Genomic DNA, 19,619 nt, shown 5'->3' with positions numbered 1-19,619 from the left:
ACTATCGGTGCTGCCGTCCCTATAGCATCCATTTTTCGATAAAAGAACTAACATAATTCTTGCGCTTAACGATTTTCAACTCCATGTATATTCAGCCATTTTGCTGCTTCAGCGTCTCTGAACGGTATTCGCCTGGCGAGCATCCAACCACTTTCTTGAACACTCTCGTAAACGAAATCGCACTTGTGTAACCAACCTCTTCCGCAATATCCTGAACCGTCCTCCGTGTCTCTTTCAAAAGCCGCTTCGCTTCATTCAGCCGAATATCAATTAAGAAATCAATGAACTTCTGGCCTGTTGTTTCTTTGAACAGCTTGCTCACATATTTGGCATTCATATCATATTTCTCGCTTAAATATTCAAGTGACATATTCGGATTCACATATTCCTCTTCAATAACTCTCCGCATCTCCTGAATAATGCCGGCATGCTGACCGCTGTAACGCATATCTGCAAGAGTATGCTCAAGCTCTGTCATTTTGCCGATGATCGCCTCGTGCATATTTTCCAGAGAATGGCAGTTATCCAATTTCCCCGTTAGAACCGGCAGTGCTTCGCTTTCCCATACGAGATTAAATTCCTTGCCGAGACCAGACAGCTCGCGTCCCAAACTATAAAGCAAGTAATTAATAACATTCATAATCTCGTCCTTAGTGAGCAAGCCTTGCTTCATCTGGCTGAACAAATCGTCTAATTCTGCTCTCCAGCTCGCTTCTGATTTGCGGAAGGCATAAACAGCAGATCTAATCATCCCAAGATAAGCGTATACTTCAACTTGGCCTTGACTCATCATATCCTCGCGTGTAATAAGGCGATTTTCGCCAAGCACCATTTTGTAATTAAGTGCTTCCAAAGCCTGTTGAAACGACTTTGCGATTTCAGAATGCTGCAAGGCTGGATCACCGATTCCTATACTAATCGTGAACTTCATATTTTGTTCAATCCAAGCCCGAATGCTGTCACAAAGCTGAACTAACATTGCAGCAGGAGCATTCCCGCTCTCAAATAAAATAACACTGAGACGAGAAGAGGCAGTCCATTCTGCCCAGCACGCGTATCCGAAGCGTGACGATTGCTCATAAGTAATGCTTCGCAGAGCGAATTTCAACAAATTTTGATCGTTTCGCGAATAACTGCTGCAAAACTCTCCGTACTTATCCAGTTCCATGACAATAAGCGTATGGCGATCCGCAGGCGCGGGAAGCTGCAGCCGCTGCGCTTCGCGCTGCCATTCCCCAAGCGTCAGCTCCGCTCCAGCCTCAATAAGCTGATGGAATAGATTACGTGTCCGTAAATGAAGATCTTCCTTATATTGCTGCTGATATTGCCTTGCCTGCTCTGTTAAATTATCAAGAGCGGATTCAATAAAGACAAACTCGTTAATCCTGCCAGATCCAATGTTTTTTCCACTTTCTGCCAGAGCTAATTTATATCCGCTGAAGCGTGACACAATCTGTTCTACCGGCTTCGCATTTCGCCTTGATATATAAATCATCCATACGAGACCTGCAATGATCATCAGGAGCCCGATCACAAACCATACGTTATAGAGCAACGATACCGTTTGAATAAACGTACCTTGCACAAAACCGCTTATATAAGACCAATTTGAATAACTCGATTTATAATTTGCATAAACGCGCATTGAATCTACAGGTTCTGCCGCATTGAGCAATTCATTGCCCGCTCCGTCTTTGATGCGAATGAAGCTGACTTCCGAATTGTAAAGCTCATCAACTAAACGCTCCAAAGAATCCGTTGCGACGTTGACAACGATCATTCCTTTTTCACCCGTCATGAATGGAGCACCTCTCACGAGGCTGACAACATCCTTGCTCTCCAATAACGTAAATTGCTTAAATGTCCGCTTATCCGTCCATTTCTGAGAGATCGTATTGCGATATTGCTCAATAAAAGCTTTGTCTGGATAGGTGTTGATATGTCCGCCCGTCGCATTACTTAGCACAACCTGATCATCATAGCGAACCAGATAGACAGAATCAATGAGTGGATAATAAGAAATCATATCGTTCATTTTCATGACGGCGCTAATGTTAATATAAGGGTCACCATTCTCGTTGCTGTTGAAAAAATCGATAAGTGACTTGTTGTTAATCGATTCCTTCATCACCATGTTATCTATCGCTCGCAAGGACGTGTCGATTAACCTCATCGCTTGCAAAGACAACATGCTGTTAGCATTAATAGCTTCTTTCCGACCCTGCTCACTAATTAATTGAAAAAACACAAAAAAAGTGAAGGTAACTACGATAATAAATATCGGCATATAGGAAAGAAGCAGCCGATTAAACCACGATTTGCTCATCATTAGCCCTCACCCTTTTCTCTTATGATTAGCGCCGTTTTCTTGTTTATGAATAGCCGCTCTTTACCTGAAGTTTTAAAGCCATGCAACGAACACATTAACTTGCTCTGCAAAAGCAAACTGTAATTATTTCCCGGGTGATGTAAACCAAAGAAACCCCGATACCGTTTCCGTATCGAGGCATGGCAGCCTCTTCAGGAGCAATGCCCTCTTCTCATGTGCAGGCCGTGCGAGTTTGGTTTTATTTATCTTAGGCGGTTGCGCTGGTAAGATCAATAAACCGTTTTCAACTTCCTGCATTATTTTCGCCAAAACAGCCGCTTGCCAACACGATTAACGCTGCTTTCTTTACAATCGGCCATAGGATTAAAAAGCACCATATCCAAAAGCACGTAGCCGGCTTTAGATATAGTGCACGCTTATTGTATTGTTCGTGCGACAAGGATTTCATCTATGCAATCGGGCAGGCAAGCCCGAGCGATCACTCCATTTAGTATGGTGGATTATACCCCATTTGCCAATGCTCTATTTTGACTAAATGTTACGCTTCAAAATAGTGCTCAAAACAAAATAACGCTTGGGATTCAAATCCCAAGCGTTACATTACTTTTTTTATAATTTTATTTTACTGAAATTTTTTCAAGTGGCTGTGCATTTCCATAAACCGGACGGTTGCGGTCTACCGGCTGTGCCCATTTCACGGCATTCGTAATGACGCGTTGAATGTCTTTGTTATGGTACGTTGGATAAGTTTCATGTCCCGGTCTAAAGTAAAATACTTTGCCGTTTCCACGTGTAAACGTACAGCCGCTGCGGAACACTTCTCCGCCTTCAAACCAGCTTGTAAAAATAAGCTCGTCTGGAGCAGGAATGTCAAAATGCTCGCCGTACATTTCTTCTTTTTCCAGCTCGATATACTCCCCAAGGCCCGCAGCAATCGGATGGCTTGGCGCTACAACCCAAAGGCGTTCCTTCTCATCCGCTTCACGCCATTTCAAGTCACAGCTTGTACCCATCAATACTTTAAAAATCTTGGAGAAATGACCGGAGTGAAGAACAATCAAGCCCATTCCATCCAGCACGCGCTGCTGTACTTTTTGAACAATTTCGTCCTTTACATCTCCATGCGCAAGATGTCCCCACCAAATGAGTACATCTGTATTGTTTAATACCTCATCCGTTAATCCATGCTCTGGCTCATCTAGTGTAGCCGTTCCCGCATCGTAGCCAGCTTCAGTTAAAAATCCTGCAATCGCACCGTGAATACCTTGAGGATAAATTCCAGCTACAACCGGATTTAATTGCTCATGACGATTTTCATTCCATACCGTTACCTTTGCCATTATATGAACACTCCTTATTCATTCAGTTAATCTCAGTATAAAAAATTCGCGCCGTTTACGTAATACTTAAACATGCTGATTTTATATTCAAAAGTGTCTTCCTTTTTCAAATGAGCTGAAAAGACAGCTAATAATGACGCGTTTATTGATTCAACATTTCCAAAAGTGGTATACTTCAAAATGGAGGTCATGCCCATGCCTATAATAAAAACCGCCATTGATACGCATTCCGAAGCGATCAACGAAGAAGTCATTTATCAAAATCCGCTATTGTTTCTTAAAATTTGGGAGATTTACTCCGAAGCTGACTATTTCAGCACGCTTGAGAAACATCCATGGCACTATCATAAAGAAGTAGAATTCCTCGCTATTATTGAAGGTCACTTAGGTGTGCAAAGCAAGCACGGCTATGCCGTCCTCGGACCAGGCGATGTTATGGTGCTAGGCGCCTCCCAGCCGCATCGCTCCCACAAGCCGCTTTCGGAAGTACAGCACTATGTTGTATTTCAGATAGATTTGGGCAAACATTTTGACCAGAGTACGATGCCTTATTTGAATTGCTTCTCTGAGCTGACAGAGCCGCTCGATAAGCTTAATTATATTTTTGACATGAACGAAACAGCCAAGCAAGAAACCCATGCCTTCATTTTGGAAATATTCAAAGAGTCGCAAACGAGGATGAGAGGCTACGAGATTGCAATCAGCTCAATTATAAAGCGATTGCTGCTTCTGCTGCTTAGAAGCGACAGCCGAAACCTGCTGAACGATACAGAGGAAATTGAACTAAATCGATTACGACCCGTTCTCGATTATGTAGACACCCATTTAAGCAGCAAGCTGTCCGTAGAGGATGCTAGTTCTTTGCTTAATTTGAGCTACCACTACTTCATTAAATATTTCAAAAAAACGATGGGCGTCTCCTTCGTTGAATACGTCAACTATAAACGAATTAAACGATCCGAGCTGCTGCTGCTGACGAGTGAGCTAAGCATCATGGATGTCAGCTACGAGGTCGGCATTACAAACATGGCCCAGTTCTATAAGCTCTTTAAACGGCAAAATCAGTGCTCACCACGAGAATACAAGCTGCGCATGCGCAGCGAATCCAGAGTTGCGATGGAAGGCATGCAGTAAGTTGGAATACAAAACGACCGCTCTCCCGTAAAAAAACGAGAAGCGGTCGCTGCTTTTATATTATGCTTTTCTTTGAGAAAACGGTAGGTGACATTTCCTCTCCTGCCAGCTTATTTCCCCGCGTGACATGTACCTCTTTATCGAGAATAACGTGATCAAGGCTAGAATCCTCATCAATCACACATTTCTGCATTACGATACTGTTTCGAACAACGGCCCCTTTCCCGATTCGAACGCCTCGGAATAAGATGCTGTTTTCCACAGTTCCCTCAATGATACAACCGTTAGCCACCTGTGAATTTTTAACGATGGCACTACTCGCATATCTTGCAGGCGGTTCATCCTTGATTTTCGTGTAAATAACACCCGGCTCGTAAAATAAAGATTTCCATACCTCAGGATTCAACAGCTCTTTGCTGTGCTTAAAATAATTTTGAACGGAGTTAATGACGGCCAAATATCCTTTATATTCGTAGCCATACACTTTTAACTCGTTCAGATTTCGAATAATGACATGCCGGACAAGGTCATAGTAGTTTTGATTCACACTTTTTTTGACCAGATTAATAAGCAGCTCTTTCTTAATGATGATCATCCGCATATAGGCTTTGTTGCTTTCCTTGTTCTGGCGATTTTCTGTCATACGTACGACTCGCCCATCCAGAGCCAAGTCAAGCGTAATGAGGTTAGAGAAATCGTCACGATCAACGTCCATTTCCTTGTAGATGACAGTAATATCTGCATTTGTGCGCTTATGATTTTCTACAGCTTCCGTATAGTTGATATTGCAAATCATATGACTGCTTGAAACGATGACGTACTCCTCCGTGCTGCGGGCAAAATATTCGAGAGAACCGTAAAAATTTTGCAAATCGCCGTTAAAGCCGGGAACATTGCTATTGTTAGGGGGCAAAATAAACAATCCTCGGTATTTCCGATCCAAATCCCACTCTTTCCCAGAACCCAAATGGTCAATGATGGAACGATAATTGTTATGAGCGAGTACTGCCACATTGTTAATTCCGGAATTCACCATATTGGATAATACAAAATCAATCAATCGATATCTGCCGCCGAAAGGTACCGTCGCTGTCGCTCTTGAGTAGGTCAGTTCATGCAAGAGCGGCTGATTAATGCTGAGATTGATGACGCCTAGAACATTATTCATCGCATTCACTCCTATATCAATTGAGAAGAAATGACCATGTTTTCACCGATTAGAGTGATTTCAGCCGCATCACCCGCGCTGCCTACAATCGCGCCATCTTGAATGACAGTGCCCGAGCCGATGATCGCTTTATGAATCGTGACATTGTTCCCAATCTTTGCGTCCGGCATAATAACCGAGTCTTTGATGAGGCTGCCTTCACCAACATGAACACCGTAAAAGAGCACGGAATGATCCACTTCCCCAAAAACCATACATCCTTCATTCACTAAGGAGCCTGTCACTTTGCCGGTAGATGCGATATGATGAGGAGGCTTGTTAGGGTTTTTAGCATAAATTCGCCACTTCGCGTCATGAAGCGTAAACGGTGGATTTTCAAGAAGAAGGTCCATATGTGCTTCCCACAAGCTTTCAACGGTGCCAACATCCTTCCAATAGCCGCTAAAACGATAAGCAAAAATAGAATGGCTGCTATAGAGCATCGATGGAATAATGTCTTTGCCAAAGTCATTGCTTGATCCAGGGTCCTGCGCATCTGCAATTAATTTCTTTTTTAATACATCCCAAGTAAAAATATATATGCCCATAGAGGCGAGATTATTTTTGGGCAGCTTCGGTTTTTCCTCAAATTCAATAATTCGGTCTTCATGATCAACATCCATAATGCCGAATCGGCTTGCTTCATGTAATGGGACTTCAATTACGGCGATCGTAGCATCCGCTTTCCTTGCCTTGTGCTGCTCGAGCATGAGGGAGTAATCCATTTTGTATACGTGATCACCGGAAATAACTAAAACATATTCAGGATCATATTGTTCGAGATAATGAATATTTTGATAGATCGCATGCGCCGTCCCTTTATACCAGCTCCCGCCTCGTTGCTCCATAAATGGAGGAAGCACGGTAACCCCGCCATTTTTTCGATCCAAATCCCATGAGCTGCCTATTCCTATGTAAGCGTTCAGTACCATCGGTTGATACTGAGTCAGTACCCCAACCGTATGAATACCTGAGTTGCTGCAATTGCTTAACGTGAAATCGATGATCCGATATTTGCCGCCGAAAGGCACAGCTGGCTTTGCTAGCTTAGACGTGAGATGGCTTAATCTTTTTCCTTCACCGCCTGCAAGCAGCATCGCTACACATTCTTTTTTTTGCATTCGGCTCACTCCCCATCGTAAAAAAATTAGATACTCCAAAATGTTGTTTGAATTTTCTGATAATTATAAACACACCTCCTCCTTACTATATGTATTCAAAAATTTATTTAAAATGTAAGCGTATACAATGTTGTAAAAATTATATTACCTCCTCGTTAGAAGGAAGTCAACAGCAGTTAATTATTATTTTAAATGACTTATTTTTGCAATTTTCGCAGTGTTTAAGTGCGTAAAATATGCTCCTGTTAATGTTGTCAGATTCACTCACAAAGCCACCTATATTAGCGAAAATAGCTCATCTTTTATCACGAATTTAGTAATGATTTGTCTATATCCCCAAAAAAACAGCGTGTTCCTTAGTTAAGGGCGCGCTGTTTTTTGGGTAAGCTCAGCTTTTGAATAAATAAGATCAAGGATTAAAAAGGCTTTCAGGCAGCTTGGCTTCCCAGCTTCTTGCATTCAGCCCTAGTGCGTGGAGAACAACTGCCGCCGTATCTGTAATCATTAGCTCACCTTGAAGCGTGGCATTATGTTTAATTCCAGGGCCAGTGCAGCCCCAGAAGATCGTTTTGTCCAGTGGGTGATCGCTGCCATGCTGATAAGCCTGCTCTCCGCCGCCCCCATGATCGGAAACGACAATAATCAAGCTGTCTTTCAGAAGTCCCGTCTCTTCAATGGCTTGTAATATGATTCCTGTACTTTCATCCGTCTCTTCTATGGCAAGCAGCTGTTCAGGTGTATTGAATCCATGCTGGTGCCCCGCTCCATCGGGTAAGTCTAAGCCGATAAACATCAGCAACACATCGGGATTCCCCTTAATATATTCAGCAGCCACAAGCGAAAGCTCACGGTCATTCATCGATACTTTATGCACATCGATTGTCGATTCGATAATGCCATCGTTAATTGGTTTCCAGACGCTGAAAGCCGCCATTTTGGCATCTGGATTAGTATCCCTTACAATTCGGAAAATCGAAGGATATTGCGATTGCTCGGGAAACGTATGTTCACTGGCGATATCATTCGTAAGACCATGTTTTTCAGGACCTACTCCGTGAAGAAGCGATCCCCAGCATTGCGCACTAATCGTTGGTGAGACCGTTTGAGCGTCAAATGTGAACGTACCTGTACGAATTAATCGATCCAAATTAGGTGTATGCGCATCTTTCACAAAATTCCCTGCTCCATCCCAACCTATAATGAACACCCGTGCTATTTTCTCCATTCATCATTTCTCCTCTTCTATATGAATTAAGTGCTACCCCAATCCGACTCATGATTTCCATGTTTATCATACTCACCTACCTTTACAAAGTCAACATAAAAACAACTAATAACAACTAAAAACACATTTTAGTTTTTTGCTATATTATTTTTGAGAGTATTTTGTTGTTTTCTATTATAAGGACTTTGCTTCGGTTCACTTAAAAGCTGTTATACATATAATGGTGGATGCCAAGGAAATGGATGAAATAAAAGGAGGCTAATGATCAACATGACCGAAGAACAAAAGACGCCATTTGACTATAAGACGTATTGGGACAACAATTACTCCCAAGGCGGCACATCAGGCAGCGGCTCTTACGGTGTGCTGGCGGACTTTAAAGCGGAGGTAATTAATTCTTTTATAAGCGAACACGGGATTCAAAAGGTAATCGAATTCGGATGTGGGGATGGAAACCAAATATCGTTAATGAGCTATGAACAGTATTTAGGTTTGGACGTAGCCAATTCCTCCATCGATATATGCGCGCAAAGATTTGCCGGTGATCGCTCCAAAAGCTTTCTCGCTTACAACCCTCGACACTTCGTTAACCATGGTTATCTAACATGCGAGCTCGTCGTTTGTTTAGACGTTCTTTACCATATTACGGATGACCATGATTTCAACAAAACGTTGAACGACATTTTCTCATGCGAGGCGGAGTATGTCATTTTATATACGCGAATTACTAGCGCCGACGAGCCAAACGTCGTGCCGACGATTCGAGATCGGGATATTTTAAATCATTTGAAAGCCTATAATAACTACAAAGTTGAGCGTATTATCGAACAAAAACATAAGCATTTATCATCTGCGAGCTTCATCATATTGCAAAGAGAAAAGTGATTGATGATGACTATAAATACAAAAAAGAGTGCCCTACAAGTCGTTAATTATGACCTGTAGGACACTCCTTTTATTTATCTTTGTGCATAATGCGGTTCTCAGTCATCCCAGCATTCCACGTCTTCCAAGCCTTTGACGCTGCTCTTCACAAATTGCGGATCACGCCCTGCCTTCTTCTGCTGCATATAGTTCCGCAGCACATCAAAGGCGATTCGTGATAAAAGAGTAATGGCGATGAGATTGATCACCACCATCAGTCCCATGAACAAATCTGCTAAATCCCAGACAAGCTGCACTTTGGCAACCGACCCGAAAATGACCATCGCCAGCACACAAATGCGGTATAGCCATAACCAGACTTTACTGGTGTTGAGAAACTCAATATTCGTTTCTCCATAATAATAATTGCCCATCAATGTGCTGAACGCGAACAGAAAAACCATGATCGCTAGGAAGCCCGATGCCCATGAACCCATATGTACGCTCAGAGCTGCTTGCGTGAGTTCAATTCCGCCTAACCCCTGCTGTTCATATACGCCTGACAGCAAAATAATAAATGCTGTACTCGTACAAATGACTAAGGTGTCAAACAGAACACCAAGCGCTTGGATCAAGCCTTGCTTCGCTGGATGACTGGTCGTTGCGGTAGCTGCAGCATTGGGAGCACTGCCCATCCCTGCTTCGTTAGAAAATAAACCGCGTTTTACGCCATGCATAAGCGCTGCGCCAAGTGATCCGCCGGCTACTTGTTCTATTCCAAACGCATTTTTTACAATTAAAGCAAGCACAGCTGGCATATCTGCAATATTTATCACAACAATCGTAAGAGCAACCCCAATATACAAAACCGCCAGCACAACCACAATATATTCGGATAGCTTGGCGATCCGCTTAACACCGCCAATAATGATAACAGCAAATATCGCTGTCATAATCAATCCCACTGCCAGTCGATTGGTGCCAAAAGAGTTCTCAAAAGCAATCGTAATCGTGTTCGACTGCACAGCATTAAATACGAGCCCGAAGGACAACGTAATTAAGATCGCAAATAAGGCGCCCATCCACCGCTTCTTTAAACCCGCTTGCATATAATAAGCTGGGCCTCCGCGGAAGCTCTCTCCGTCCTTAATCTTGTAAACCTGAGCAAGCGTACTTTCTACGAAGCTTGAGGCTGAACCAATAATCGCGATGATCCACATCCAGAACACAGCCCCTGGTCCACCTAACGCGATCGCGATAGCGATTCCGGTAATATTCCCTGTTCCTACACGAGCTGCCATACTAATGCAAAACGCCTGAAATGGTGAAATGCTGCCGCGCGGACCGCTTGTGGACTCAAACAGCAGACGGAACATTTCCTTTAACATACGCAATTGCAGTACATTTGACCGCAGTGTGAAGTAAAGGCCAATTGCAATAAGCATAACAATCAACAGCTTCGACCATAAAAAATCATTCACAATACCAATTAAATCTTGAATCATTTGCTCCATTTGTTTCCCTCTCGATGTCGTTCTAAGAATCCATTCATAGTTATACTTCCCAAGGCAAGGAATTAATAACAATATAATTTCATCTATTGATGTGATTGCTCGAATACTCATTTGTATAGGAATATGTAATCTTTTGCTACCATCAATCTAATATTCGGAAGAAACTATGATAGCACAAACGTTATGTTTTTCAAAATACACATATTGGTTTCTGCTCATCCTGTTGTTTATTTTCGATAAAAACAACTGTATAATTATTTTCTTTAAACTTTATATGTACAAATTCAAGGAGGCAAATCATGAGTGAAATTGCTAAAACGCCACAACCGCCTTATTATGCTGTCATATTTACATCAGAACGAACAGCAATTGAGAACCAATACAAGGAAATGGCGGATGAAATGGTGAAGCTTGCTTCCGTTCAACCTGGTTATCTTGGTGTAGAAAGTGCGAGAGAAGGGCTAGGCATTACCGTGTCTTATTGGGAATCCCTTGAAGCGATTCAAAAATGGAAACAAAATGAACGGCATTTGGTCGCACAGCAACAAGGAATAGCGGATTGGTATAGCAGCTACAAAACGAGAGTTTGCAAGGTCGAACGGGATTATGGTTTCGAAAAAAACTAAACAAATAAGCATGGCGCCGCATCATAAAATACATCGTACGACTACGCAAAAAAGCTGACTTCGGGTTATCCCAAAATCAGCTTTTTCGGCAATCGACTACGTAGAACTCGGGGGTGATGATGTTCCCGAAGAATGATGAAGATATGCGATTGCTTCCGTTCGGCTCGAAACCTTCAGTTTTTTATAAATCGCACTCAAATAATTTTTTACTGTACCCGTCGTTAAAAACAATTCAGAAGCGATAGCTTGATTCGACTTCCCTTGCTTCAATTGCATTACAATATTTCGTTCCTGTGCGGACAAACCATTCAGCAGGTCATCAGGCTGCTCGATTGAATAAGGCTCGGAAATTTCTTTGGGTGATCCTTGTTCATGCTGTTCTGGAAAGTTAAGAGCCTGTACAAGACGTTTCTGAATACGACTGGGATAATTGATTCTCCCCTCTAAACAATCCTGAATCGTAGAGAGAAGCTTCTTAGTCTCAACCCCTTTAACTAAAAAGCCGTTAGCTCCATGCCGTATCGCTTCCCATATGTATTCTTCATCCTCGAATGTTGTCAGAACGAGCACTTTGGTATCCGGAAACTCCGTTTTGATTCGTTTTGTTGCTTCCAAACCATCTAACTTCGGCATATGGATGTCCATCAAAACCAGCTCAGGACGGTGCAATCTTACTTGCGCTATCGTTGCCAACCCATCACCCGTTGTAGCTACAACTAAATATTCCTCCTCCATACTTAAAATAGCTGCCAAACCATCGCGAATTAAGGGCTGATCGTCTGCTATCACAATCGTTCTTTTAGACAATTTGCTCCCTCCGCTCTATCGTTTTCGTCTGAACAGGTATGCTTATGTCTAGTGCTACACCATCGGCAGCACACTCGTTCAAAATCGTTAATTCTCCGCCAATTTCCTTCACTCGCTCATTCATCGCTTTCAAACCAAAACCATGAACAAATTGCGATGGAACTTTTCCATTATTGGATAAAATAAACCGAATCTGCCCATCACGATGAGTTAGCGAAAAATCAAAATGGGTACTGCAACCATGCCGAATACCATTAGTAAGGCCTTCTTGTAATGCCCGATAAATCGTTATTTCAACTATTGGCAGCAGTTCAGGCAATGCTGCATCAATCTCACATGTAATTTCCACCTGAGTTTGTCTCTTCGTTTCATCGATCAGCTTAATAAGCTCAGGTATAAAAGGTTGATCTAGAACATGTTCATGCAGCAGCTGTACCGAGCTTCGCACATCATCCAAACCATTGTGAATATATTCTTTCGTTCTATTGATCATATCTTTTGCAATCGCATAATTGTTTTTCTCAATCGCATGTGCTGCAGTTTGCAGGCCAGCTAACGCTGATGTCAACGTGTGTCCAACGGAATCATGAATTTCACGGGATATTCTAGTCCGCTCTTGTAATTGTGTTTTCTTTGCTAACTCAATGGATGCGATTCGCAGCTGTTCATTGTCTTTGGCCAGCTGATTCTTTTGCTGAAAAGCAATTTTTGCAAGGAGGCTTATCCCAAAAATTGCAAAGTAGTCGATGATACGAGGCAACATATAAGCTATTTCTTTAAAGGGCGGGAATTGGCGATAAACCAAAAGTCCTAGTACAAAACTAGTATAGCTCACCGTAGTAAAGATAATCGAAAGGTTTCTGCTGTGATAAAAGCTAAATTCTCCAACGAGAATTAAAATATAAATTTGTGCAAAAAAGCTGTCCGACCCTATTGTTATAACAGATGCCAAGATTAATTGAATAGATAAGCTCAATATGCCTATCCATCCTTCTAGGTTAATCTTTAGGATGTAATTTCGAATGAAGACGATCGTTATATACGTACATACCAGCAATAAAAGTAAAGCAGATAGCTTGCTCGTATGAAACAATAAGCAAATCGTCGCTCCTATTACAATGATGAACAAGATGTGAGTCATTTTGTTATTTAATTGTACATCCATAGTAATGCCCCCGAGTGGGATGATAGATTTACCATTTATTTTATCATAAACATGACTTAAGTCATATGTTCGAGGTAAAAGCAGTCGAAAAATGACGAAATAGCGATTTTCTAATGATCTTCTTCATCTAGAATAAGCCTTTCGTATTATCTATAATGAGAAAAGTTGGATAAACAATTAGGATTAGCAATGTTTTTTTCTGCAGGTGAGAGTAAAAAAGTTCAAGGGAGACTTGTAGAAATGCTTGTGATAGTATGGAACGCAATCGGTTGTTTGCTTCTCATTTTAAGTGTGTTTTTCTCAATCCGCTTAATACTAGAAGGTAAGTATAAACAGTGAAACTCTCCTATGAAATTAAGAAACCGTCACATGAAGCGATATTTAATAATAATTACGATATAGAAAATGAAGATGTTAACGATTTTCTAATTCGAAGATTAGATTTTGTTATGCAAAGTTTTGCAACTCGTTATCGCCTTACACAGCGCGAATCAGAAATTCTCATCCTTTCCGTTGTATATGGTTTTACTAATCGCGAGATCTCCGAAAAATGCGTGATCAGTGAAAAGACGGTCAAAAATCATCTATCAAATCTAATGAACAAAATTGGCGCTCGATCCATGCGTAAACTATTTTCACTGCTGCTCTTCCATGCCTTATCCTCTTAAAAGCAATCCTCCTGCCATACGGCAGCCATTTAACCAATCCACAACCAATAGCGAAAATGTAGATGCCCTAACAACATGAAAAACCTACCATAAAGGTAGGTTTCATGTTACTGGAACAAATGTAAAATAGCCTGTGGATTTTGATTAGCCTGAGCGAGCATAGCTTGTGCCGTTTGATTCAGAATACGCGATTTGGTTAAATCCATCATTTCTTTTGCCATATCAGCATCACGTATTCGTGATTCTGCTGCGGTTAAATTTTCGGCATAATTTCCTAAGTTGTTCGCTGTGTGTTCTAATCGATTTTGCAATGCTCCATAAATCGTTCTATAGTTTGTAACTCTTGTTATGGCATGATCTGCTTGAGCTAGCGATTCACTAGGTATGGCCGGCGGTAAAATAGACATATTGGCAATACCCAATCCTTCCAGCTTCACACTGAAAAGGGGAATAATTATCGATTGATTTTCGTTTGCCCCGATTTGAATATCAAGTCGAGGCGGAATATAGTCCACATCCGTTATGTCCGTAGTAACCGTTTCAATAATTGAATCAATTTGACTTGTCGTTTTATTCGTTACGAGGTAAACATCTTTCTTAAAATTAAAATGATTTAGCACAATGCCAAATTCTAAAACAGCGCCATCATCAAGATCCGTCGTTCCCCATGTCGGAGTGATGAAATTGGGACCTAAGTTATCCGATTGCAAAATATCGCTTCCCGTTGTTAATGTATTAGGCTTAACGTAGCTTCCGCCATTCAGGAATGAAAAATCGTAATTCACAAGATCATTTGATAGTTCAAACACAGTTCCTGAACTCGGTATTTCCGTTTGATTAGCAGTAACGCCTGTGGGAACTCCGCTGGAGGACGAAATATTATATGATCCGTCGTATTCCGGCTTAAAACCAGCACTAAATTTGATTTGTTTATCATCTACACCGGAATTATTTTTAATTTTAAACTCTGCTTTAAAAGCCGACCCGTCCGTCGACATAATCTTTTCGATTTCAATACCATGTTTTTTCATAAACAGCTGTAATCGCGCTCGAAGTTATAGTCGAACTCGTTAAAGTAAAGTTATCAAGGGTATGTGAGATACCGTCTATTTCCACAGTTATGAAACGATCTTCAAATCCACCAAAATCAGGGTACTGTCCAGCTGTCGTTCCACTTGGAATAAGCTCAGTCTGAAAAAACACATTGTTAATGGAAAGATGCTTAATATCAAGCTCTTTATATCTAGGATCGCTGACTAGTTCTCTTCCATAATAATAGGTACCTGTAGTTGTTGTCTCTGTATGGATATGTTCATTTTTTTCATAATTGTTATACCCCTCACGTCCATCAGGTGAAGTAATAGGCGTGACTGAAGCGTTAAAATTATTAACGTTACCGATTGTTGTATTCGTATTCGAAGATTGAGCGGTTACGGGAACTTCAGTCATACCAATTGAAAAAAAGGATGTTGTCCTTTCATTAATTATAGTCGTTGGAGGAAACGGTCCAGATGTATTTACTTTAATCGTATGACTTGAACGGTCGGCTAATATTTGATAGTCATCTCGTCCCAAAAGATTAATTGTATTGAATTCCGTTTGGGTAGCAATTTTATTTATTTCTTCTTTAAGCTGTTGAATTTCTTGGTCAATTTTCTGCTTGTCTTCAAACGTATTCGTATCATTCATACCTTGAATAATCAATTCTCTTTGTCGTTGAATAATATCCGTTATTTCCTGGTATCCGCTTTCAGCAGTCTGAATAAGTGATATCCCATTTTGTACGTTTTTATGTGCTTGATCTAACCCTCTGATTTGAGCTCTCATCTTCTCTGAAATGGCTAGTCCTGCTGCATCATCAGCTGCTCGATTAATGCGTAGACCCGAAGACAGCTTTTCCGATGCTTTAGACGTTTGGATATTATTTTTCTTTAAACTATTATGAGCGTTAATAGCAGATGGGTTATTATTAATTATCATTATGGCTTCTCCAGTTCGTTTATCAAGCGAAAGTTTAATTAGTTTACAGTTAAAACACAGACTTCGGAACTACTTATATCTACAATTCTAGACCAATGTACCCAAAACCTCCCAAACATTAAAATAAATTTCCTTAGGTGCTCATTTTTCTATAAACAAGCAAAAAACAAAAAAACGCTCGAAAATTCAAGCGTTTTACGATTATTTTATAGTGTACTTCAGCATAGTTGCTCTCGCGCGAAAGCATCACACCACTAAGCTCCTTCACTCATACGACTGCACAGGCTGGACTCCCTCATGACTTACCGTATCTATGACAGCTTGAAAAAGATTCGGCGGGTACTCCGCAATGCGATGGCACAAGTACAAATACCATTCATGTCCATAAGTAAGATAAATCCTGATCGGATATCCTGCTGCTTTCAGCTTGCTGCTCAAATCTGGACGAATGCCATACAGCATTTCAAACTCAGCATTAGAGCTTGATCCCACTCCTTGATTAAGAAGTTGTTCAATAATAGACTCATCATGGGTAGCGATCGATACACGATGTCCTTGGCGGAGCGCGCTCTCGACAAGTTCAACATAACGATCATTTAGCGCAGGAGTACGAGGTAACGAGTATTCACTGGATTCTTGATACGCGCCTTTGACGATGCGGATACGGCTAGGTGAGGATATAGCTGCCAAATCCTGCGGTGTTCTTTTCAAATGCGCCTGCAACGTAATGCCGACATTCGGATAAATAGAAGCTGCTCGCTCAAAAATAGACAGTATTCTGTCCGTCTTCGAGGACTCTTCCATACTAATGAATAGTTCAACACCAGCTTTCTGCGCCTGCTCAGCTAGATTCATAAGATTCGAATAAGCAAGCTCCTTATCCAGCGAGAGCCCGATATGTGATAGATCAAATGATACTCGTGCGGAGAGCTCATTTTGCCGAGCTTCATGGATGAGCGTCATCATTTCTGCAACTGCTGCCTCACATTCAGCGACATCAGCTGTATTCTCGCCGATATACTCGAGTGATACCGCGTATCCTTTGGAGGAAAGCTCGCTTGCTGCTTCAACTCCATCTTGCCTTGCTTCACCCGTTACATACCGAGCAGCTGCACGTCGCAGCATTTGGTTCAGCTCTGGCGTTTGCTCCACATATGACTTTAGGTCAGGACGACGAGCGATAGATTTGAGCGCTGCTGTAAATTGTTTTTCTAAGTCTGATCTGTAATGCATAATGGTTCAACCACTCCTTTATTCAAGTAAATCTAAGTTTACAAGCTAGGCAGGAAGCGGTATTGTATAAAATTGCTCCATTTCAAATAGACAAAGCATATTTTTGCGGCGTTGCCCCAACGATTTTGACAAATGCTTTCGAAAAGTGACTCTGGTCATAAAAGCCCACTTCTGCTGCAATTTCGGATATTGGTCGCTGCTTGGTCAATTCCAGCTTTGCATGATTGATTCTCAGCAAAATCTGATAAGCGTGCGGAGGCAGATGGCTCCATTTCTTAAATAGACGAACAAGATGAAATCTGCTGATACCCGCTTCATTCTCCAGCTGTTCCAACGTAACATTTTCGTCATAATGCGCATGCAGATACTCTTTTATCAGTTTGACGTACTTTTGATCCTGTTTACGCTGTGATTCATGTTCAAGATCTTCCGTATTCTGACTAACGAGTGCTTGTACCAGCTCAATTAAAGCCGTTTCGATTTCAAGCGGAGTACCTTTGCTAATAAGTGCCTCCATCGTCCGGTTTATTTGCAATCGACAAACATTATTTTTACCCTCTTCCAGCAAGTACGGGATATCAAGCTGGCCAAGCTCTGTATGATTAAGGCCTTGAAACCATTCAGGCTTGATGAAAAGCATCTTGTACTGCCACTCCATATCATCAAGAGGATGACAAGCATGCATCATTTTCGGCGGAAAACTAATGACCCTTCCCGCTTCAACTTGAAGCAGCGTTCCATCGCACCATGCGCTCGTTTCACCCTCATCTATAAGTCCAATCGAATATTCCTCATGAAAATGCTTTTGATAAGCAAGATCGCTCCTCATACATCGTTTTGCTTCCAAAAAAGGCAGCGAATCCTCGCGGTAAAAGGTCACAGTTGACATGCTTGTGTCCTCCTCTTAGGCTTCAACTTAACTATTCCATAAGCTTTATTATATCATGATTATAGTGAACCAATGGACATCCATATACACAAAAAAACACGCCCGAATTGGCGTGTTCTTCTTAGTAGCGAATGATGGAGTTTCACAATTGAATTTTTCTTAGTCCAGCTTAATTCCAAAACCGCTTCCTAGGTTGTTCCCAGCAACTAGAAATGCTTTCGCACTGCGCTGTAAGCTTGTTTCCTCGTCATAACTGTATGGGTTTGCACTTAATCGGTTGAATATTCTTTGCTCTGCTTCCCTTGAAGCCTCATCGATATCATAGATGTAAAAATGCTTTTGAAACTGCAATATATTGGAGCCATGACTTAAAATCTTATTTAAATTCGGATAAAGCAGCCACGAATGACAAATGTACACTGGAGATATTCCTCTAAAAAAAACTCTGGCTAATTCAAAGGACTCTTCTACGCCCTGTTGAGAAAGAGGTTCGCCTTGTGGAATATGTACATTAAGCACAATTTGATTTTTAAATATTTTTTGTCCTTCTACCTCTAAATCACGATCTATAGCAAAAGGCTGAAATTGCAATCTGCCCAATCGGAATAAACGAAGCTGAACATGCTCTTGCAGCCAATTGTATTCTTCAATCCCGTATTCATTGAAATCACGCTTGCAGGTTAAACACCAGATTTGAATATCAGAGAAGGTATCATAATAATATTGATCACTAATCCCTCGTATCTGGTACTCCTCATACGCATCTACAGCAAATCTAACAAATAAATACAATAACAATTTCCGATAACCTTTTGTTTGCTTTACCTTTTCAAAAAATGAATATCGATCTGAAAGAAAATGTTGTTTATATTGACTATACTCCTCTTCCTTCATAGGATACGCATATACTTGCCGCCGAGCAGCCTCGTTAAGCCTAATCCCCTCACAAAACTTTGTTATGTCCAAGACAATTCCACCTCTTTTTTCATCAAATCAGGTAAAAGATTTATTTATAGTCAATCTCCCCTGATTATATTGAAAAAATTGTACTCCTTGAATATTTTTTCATCAAGAGTAAAGTTTTGATCTATTCAATTAATTTTCCTTTTATCTTGTCAACCCATTTGTCCCCTCTCAAAGTCTACCGCTGCCAATAGTTATCGTCAAAGAGAGAGGGTCTATCCCGAAAGTAGCTGTAGCTACCTTTAGAACAGACCCTTTTCGCTAATGTGTATATACAGCAAGTAGAACCAAATATACTTCACACTCAAGCTCACCAATCGCTTCTATCCTGCATATATGCAGGGTAGAGGCTTGTATGCGATGCGGATAGGCGTCTATGTTGCACACCATACAACATAGAGACCGATTAGTTAGCTAACCATTGAAGTTTTCAACATTTTATTGCAAATATACAGGATAGGTGAGGTATACACGCTTATAAGGAATAAGTTACTGCATATGTGCAGGATAACAAGGTAGTTAACCACATGCTGGCCTTAAACTACCTCAAGATA

The 19,619-nt window shown here is 41.2% G+C and carries 17 protein-coding genes; 4 read left to right on the top strand and 13 right to left on the bottom strand.

Features of this window, described 5'->3' with window-relative positions:
- Positions 1-91: 91 nt before the first annotated feature.
- Entirely contained in the window at positions 92-2,329 is a 2,238-nt protein-coding gene (locus AC1DOV_RS27810; protein ID WP_477551564.1) for a helix-turn-helix domain-containing protein, read from the bottom strand.
- 617 nt (positions 2,330-2,946) lie between these two features.
- Positions 2,947-3,669, bottom strand: a complete 723-nt coding sequence (locus AC1DOV_RS27805; protein WP_477509165.1) for a ThuA domain-containing protein — start codon at positions 3,667-3,669, stop codon at positions 2,947-2,949.
- Between the two features lie 195 nt (positions 3,670-3,864).
- On the opposite strand from AC1DOV_RS27805, the gene AC1DOV_RS27800 reads away from it, so the two are divergent.
- Positions 3,865-4,803: an AraC family transcriptional regulator gene (locus AC1DOV_RS27800; protein ID WP_477551563.1), complete on the top strand. Its 939-nt coding sequence runs from the start codon at positions 3,865-3,867 to the stop codon at positions 4,801-4,803.
- Positions 4,804-4,858: 55 nt separating this feature from the next.
- Here the strand turns inward: AC1DOV_RS27800 and glgD are convergent, their stop codons facing one another.
- From glgD to AC1DOV_RS27785, 3 genes are all read right to left on the bottom strand, one after another.
- Positions 4,859-5,971: a glucose-1-phosphate adenylyltransferase subunit GlgD gene (gene glgD / locus AC1DOV_RS27795; RefSeq protein ID WP_477551562.1), complete on the bottom strand. Its 1,113-nt coding sequence runs from the start codon at positions 5,969-5,971 to the stop codon at positions 4,859-4,861.
- An 11-nt stretch (positions 5,972-5,982) separates the two neighbouring features.
- Positions 5,983-7,131: a glucose-1-phosphate adenylyltransferase gene (locus AC1DOV_RS27790; protein ID WP_076269533.1), complete on the bottom strand. Its 1,149-nt coding sequence runs from the start codon at positions 7,129-7,131 to the stop codon at positions 5,983-5,985.
- Positions 7,132-7,540: 409 nt separating this feature from the next.
- Positions 7,541-8,356: an alkaline phosphatase family protein gene (locus AC1DOV_RS27785; RefSeq protein ID WP_477551561.1), complete on the bottom strand. Its 816-nt coding sequence runs from the start codon at positions 8,354-8,356 to the stop codon at positions 7,541-7,543.
- 270 nt (positions 8,357-8,626) lie between these two features.
- On the opposite strand from AC1DOV_RS27785, the gene AC1DOV_RS27780 reads away from it, so the two are divergent.
- Positions 8,627-9,241 carry a methyltransferase domain-containing protein gene (locus AC1DOV_RS27780; RefSeq protein ID WP_477551560.1) on the top strand — a complete coding sequence of 205 codons (615 nt, stop codon included), beginning with the start codon at positions 8,627-8,629 and terminating at the stop codon, positions 9,239-9,241.
- Positions 9,242-9,339: 98 nt separating this feature from the next.
- On the opposite strand, the gene AC1DOV_RS27775 is transcribed toward AC1DOV_RS27780, so the two are convergent.
- Positions 9,340-10,734 carry an alanine/glycine:cation symporter family protein gene (locus AC1DOV_RS27775; protein WP_477551559.1) on the bottom strand — a complete coding sequence of 465 codons (1,395 nt, stop codon included), beginning with the start codon at positions 10,732-10,734 and terminating at the stop codon, positions 9,340-9,342.
- Positions 10,735-11,033: 299 nt separating this feature from the next.
- On the opposite strand from AC1DOV_RS27775, the gene AC1DOV_RS27770 reads away from it, so the two are divergent.
- Positions 11,034-11,360 (top strand): antibiotic biosynthesis monooxygenase family protein, encoded by a 327-nt coding sequence (locus tag AC1DOV_RS27770; RefSeq protein ID WP_441879518.1) that lies wholly within the window; start codon positions 11,034-11,036, stop codon positions 11,358-11,360.
- Between the two features lie 96 nt (positions 11,361-11,456).
- Here AC1DOV_RS27770 and AC1DOV_RS27765 read toward each other — a convergent pair whose 3' ends face one another.
- The gene (locus tag AC1DOV_RS27765) at positions 11,457-12,167 is read right to left on the bottom strand and encodes a response regulator transcription factor (RefSeq protein WP_477551558.1); all 711 of its coding nucleotides are present in this window, start codon (positions 12,165-12,167) and stop codon (positions 11,457-11,459) included.
- Positions 12,160-13,332, bottom strand: a complete 1,173-nt coding sequence (locus tag AC1DOV_RS27760) for a sensor histidine kinase (RefSeq protein ID WP_477551557.1) — start codon at positions 13,330-13,332, stop codon at positions 12,160-12,162. Before AC1DOV_RS27760 ends, AC1DOV_RS27765 begins: the two co-directional genes overlap by 8 nt.
- Positions 13,333-13,667: 335 nt before the next feature.
- On the opposite strand from AC1DOV_RS27760, the gene AC1DOV_RS27755 reads away from it, so the two are divergent.
- Positions 13,668-14,000 carry a response regulator transcription factor gene (locus AC1DOV_RS27755; protein WP_477509173.1) on the top strand — a complete coding sequence of 111 codons (333 nt, stop codon included), beginning with the start codon at positions 13,668-13,670 and terminating at the stop codon, positions 13,998-14,000.
- Positions 14,001-14,107: 107 nt separating this feature from the next.
- Here AC1DOV_RS27755 and AC1DOV_RS27750 read toward each other — a convergent pair whose 3' ends face one another.
- The 5 genes from AC1DOV_RS27750 to AC1DOV_RS27730 all read right to left on the bottom strand — a co-directional run bounded on the left by AC1DOV_RS27750 (position 14,108) and on the right by AC1DOV_RS27730 (position 19,068).
- The gene (locus AC1DOV_RS27750; protein ID WP_477551556.1) at positions 14,108-15,031 is read right to left on the bottom strand and encodes a flagellin; all 924 of its coding nucleotides are present in this window, start codon (positions 15,029-15,031) and stop codon (positions 14,108-14,110) included.
- A complete protein-coding gene (locus AC1DOV_RS27745) occupies positions 15,012-15,980 on the bottom strand; it encodes a flagellin (RefSeq protein ID WP_477551555.1) in 969 nt (322 codons plus the stop codon). The genes AC1DOV_RS27750 and AC1DOV_RS27745 overlap by 20 nt, the downstream gene beginning before the upstream one ends.
- A gap of 264 nt (positions 15,981-16,244) precedes the next feature.
- Positions 16,245-17,213 (bottom strand): proline dehydrogenase family protein, encoded by a 969-nt coding sequence (locus AC1DOV_RS27740; protein WP_477551554.1) that lies wholly within the window; start codon positions 17,211-17,213, stop codon positions 16,245-16,247.
- Positions 17,214-17,295: 82 nt separating this feature from the next.
- Positions 17,296-18,102, bottom strand: coding sequence for a helix-turn-helix transcriptional regulator (locus AC1DOV_RS27735; RefSeq protein WP_477509175.1), 807 nt, complete (start codon positions 18,100-18,102; stop codon positions 17,296-17,298).
- A 159-nt stretch (positions 18,103-18,261) separates the two neighbouring features.
- Positions 18,262-19,068 (bottom strand): acyltransferase domain-containing protein, encoded by an 807-nt coding sequence (locus AC1DOV_RS27730; RefSeq protein WP_477551553.1) that lies wholly within the window; start codon positions 19,066-19,068, stop codon positions 18,262-18,264.
- Between the last annotated feature and the right edge of the window lie 551 nt (positions 19,069-19,619).

It is taken from the genome of Paenibacillus sp. 01T47 (assembly GCF_056398245.1).
Note: the sequence above shows the minus strand (reverse complement) of the source record. Positions and strands in the feature narration are given on the sequence as shown.

Bases quoted from the DNA above. Each gene is read 5' to 3' on its own strand.
- AC1DOV_RS27810 (WP_477551564.1), bottom strand. From the start codon at position 2,329: ATGATGAGCAAATCGTGGTTTAATCGGCTGCTTCTTTCCTATATGCCG.
- AC1DOV_RS27805 (WP_477509165.1), bottom strand. From the start codon at position 3,669: ATGGCAAAGGTAACGGTATGGAATGAAAATCGTCATGAGCAATTAAAT.
- AC1DOV_RS27800 (WP_477551563.1), top strand. From the start codon at position 3,865: ATGCCTATAATAAAAACCGCCATTGATACGCATTCCGAAGCGATCAAC.
- glgD (WP_477551562.1), bottom strand. From the start codon at position 5,971: ATGAATAATGTTCTAGGCGTCATCAATCTCAGCATTAATCAGCCGCTC.
- AC1DOV_RS27790 (WP_076269533.1), bottom strand. From the start codon at position 7,131: ATGCAAAAAAAAGAATGTGTAGCGATGCTGCTTGCAGGCGGTGAAGGA.
- AC1DOV_RS27785 (WP_477551561.1), bottom strand. From the start codon at position 8,356: ATGGAGAAAATAGCACGGGTGTTCATTATAGGTTGGGATGGAGCAGGG.
- AC1DOV_RS27780 (WP_477551560.1), top strand. From the start codon at position 8,627: ATGACCGAAGAACAAAAGACGCCATTTGACTATAAGACGTATTGGGAC.
- AC1DOV_RS27775 (WP_477551559.1), bottom strand. From the start codon at position 10,734: ATGGAGCAAATGATTCAAGATTTAATTGGTATTGTGAATGATTTTTTA.
- AC1DOV_RS27770 (WP_441879518.1), top strand. From the start codon at position 11,034: ATGAGTGAAATTGCTAAAACGCCACAACCGCCTTATTATGCTGTCATA.
- AC1DOV_RS27760 (WP_477551557.1), bottom strand. From the start codon at position 13,332: ATGGATGTACAATTAAATAACAAAATGACTCACATCTTGTTCATCATT.
- AC1DOV_RS27750 (WP_477551556.1), bottom strand. From the start codon at position 15,031: ATGAAAAAACATGGTATTGAAATCGAAAAGATTATGTCGACGGACGGG.
- AC1DOV_RS27745 (WP_477551555.1), bottom strand. From the start codon at position 15,980: ATGATAATTAATAATAACCCATCTGCTATTAACGCTCATAATAGTTTA.
- AC1DOV_RS27740 (WP_477551554.1), bottom strand. From the start codon at position 17,213: ATGCATTACAGATCAGACTTAGAAAAACAATTTACAGCAGCGCTCAAA.
- AC1DOV_RS27735 (WP_477509175.1), bottom strand. From the start codon at position 18,102: ATGTCAACTGTGACCTTTTACCGCGAGGATTCGCTGCCTTTTTTGGAA.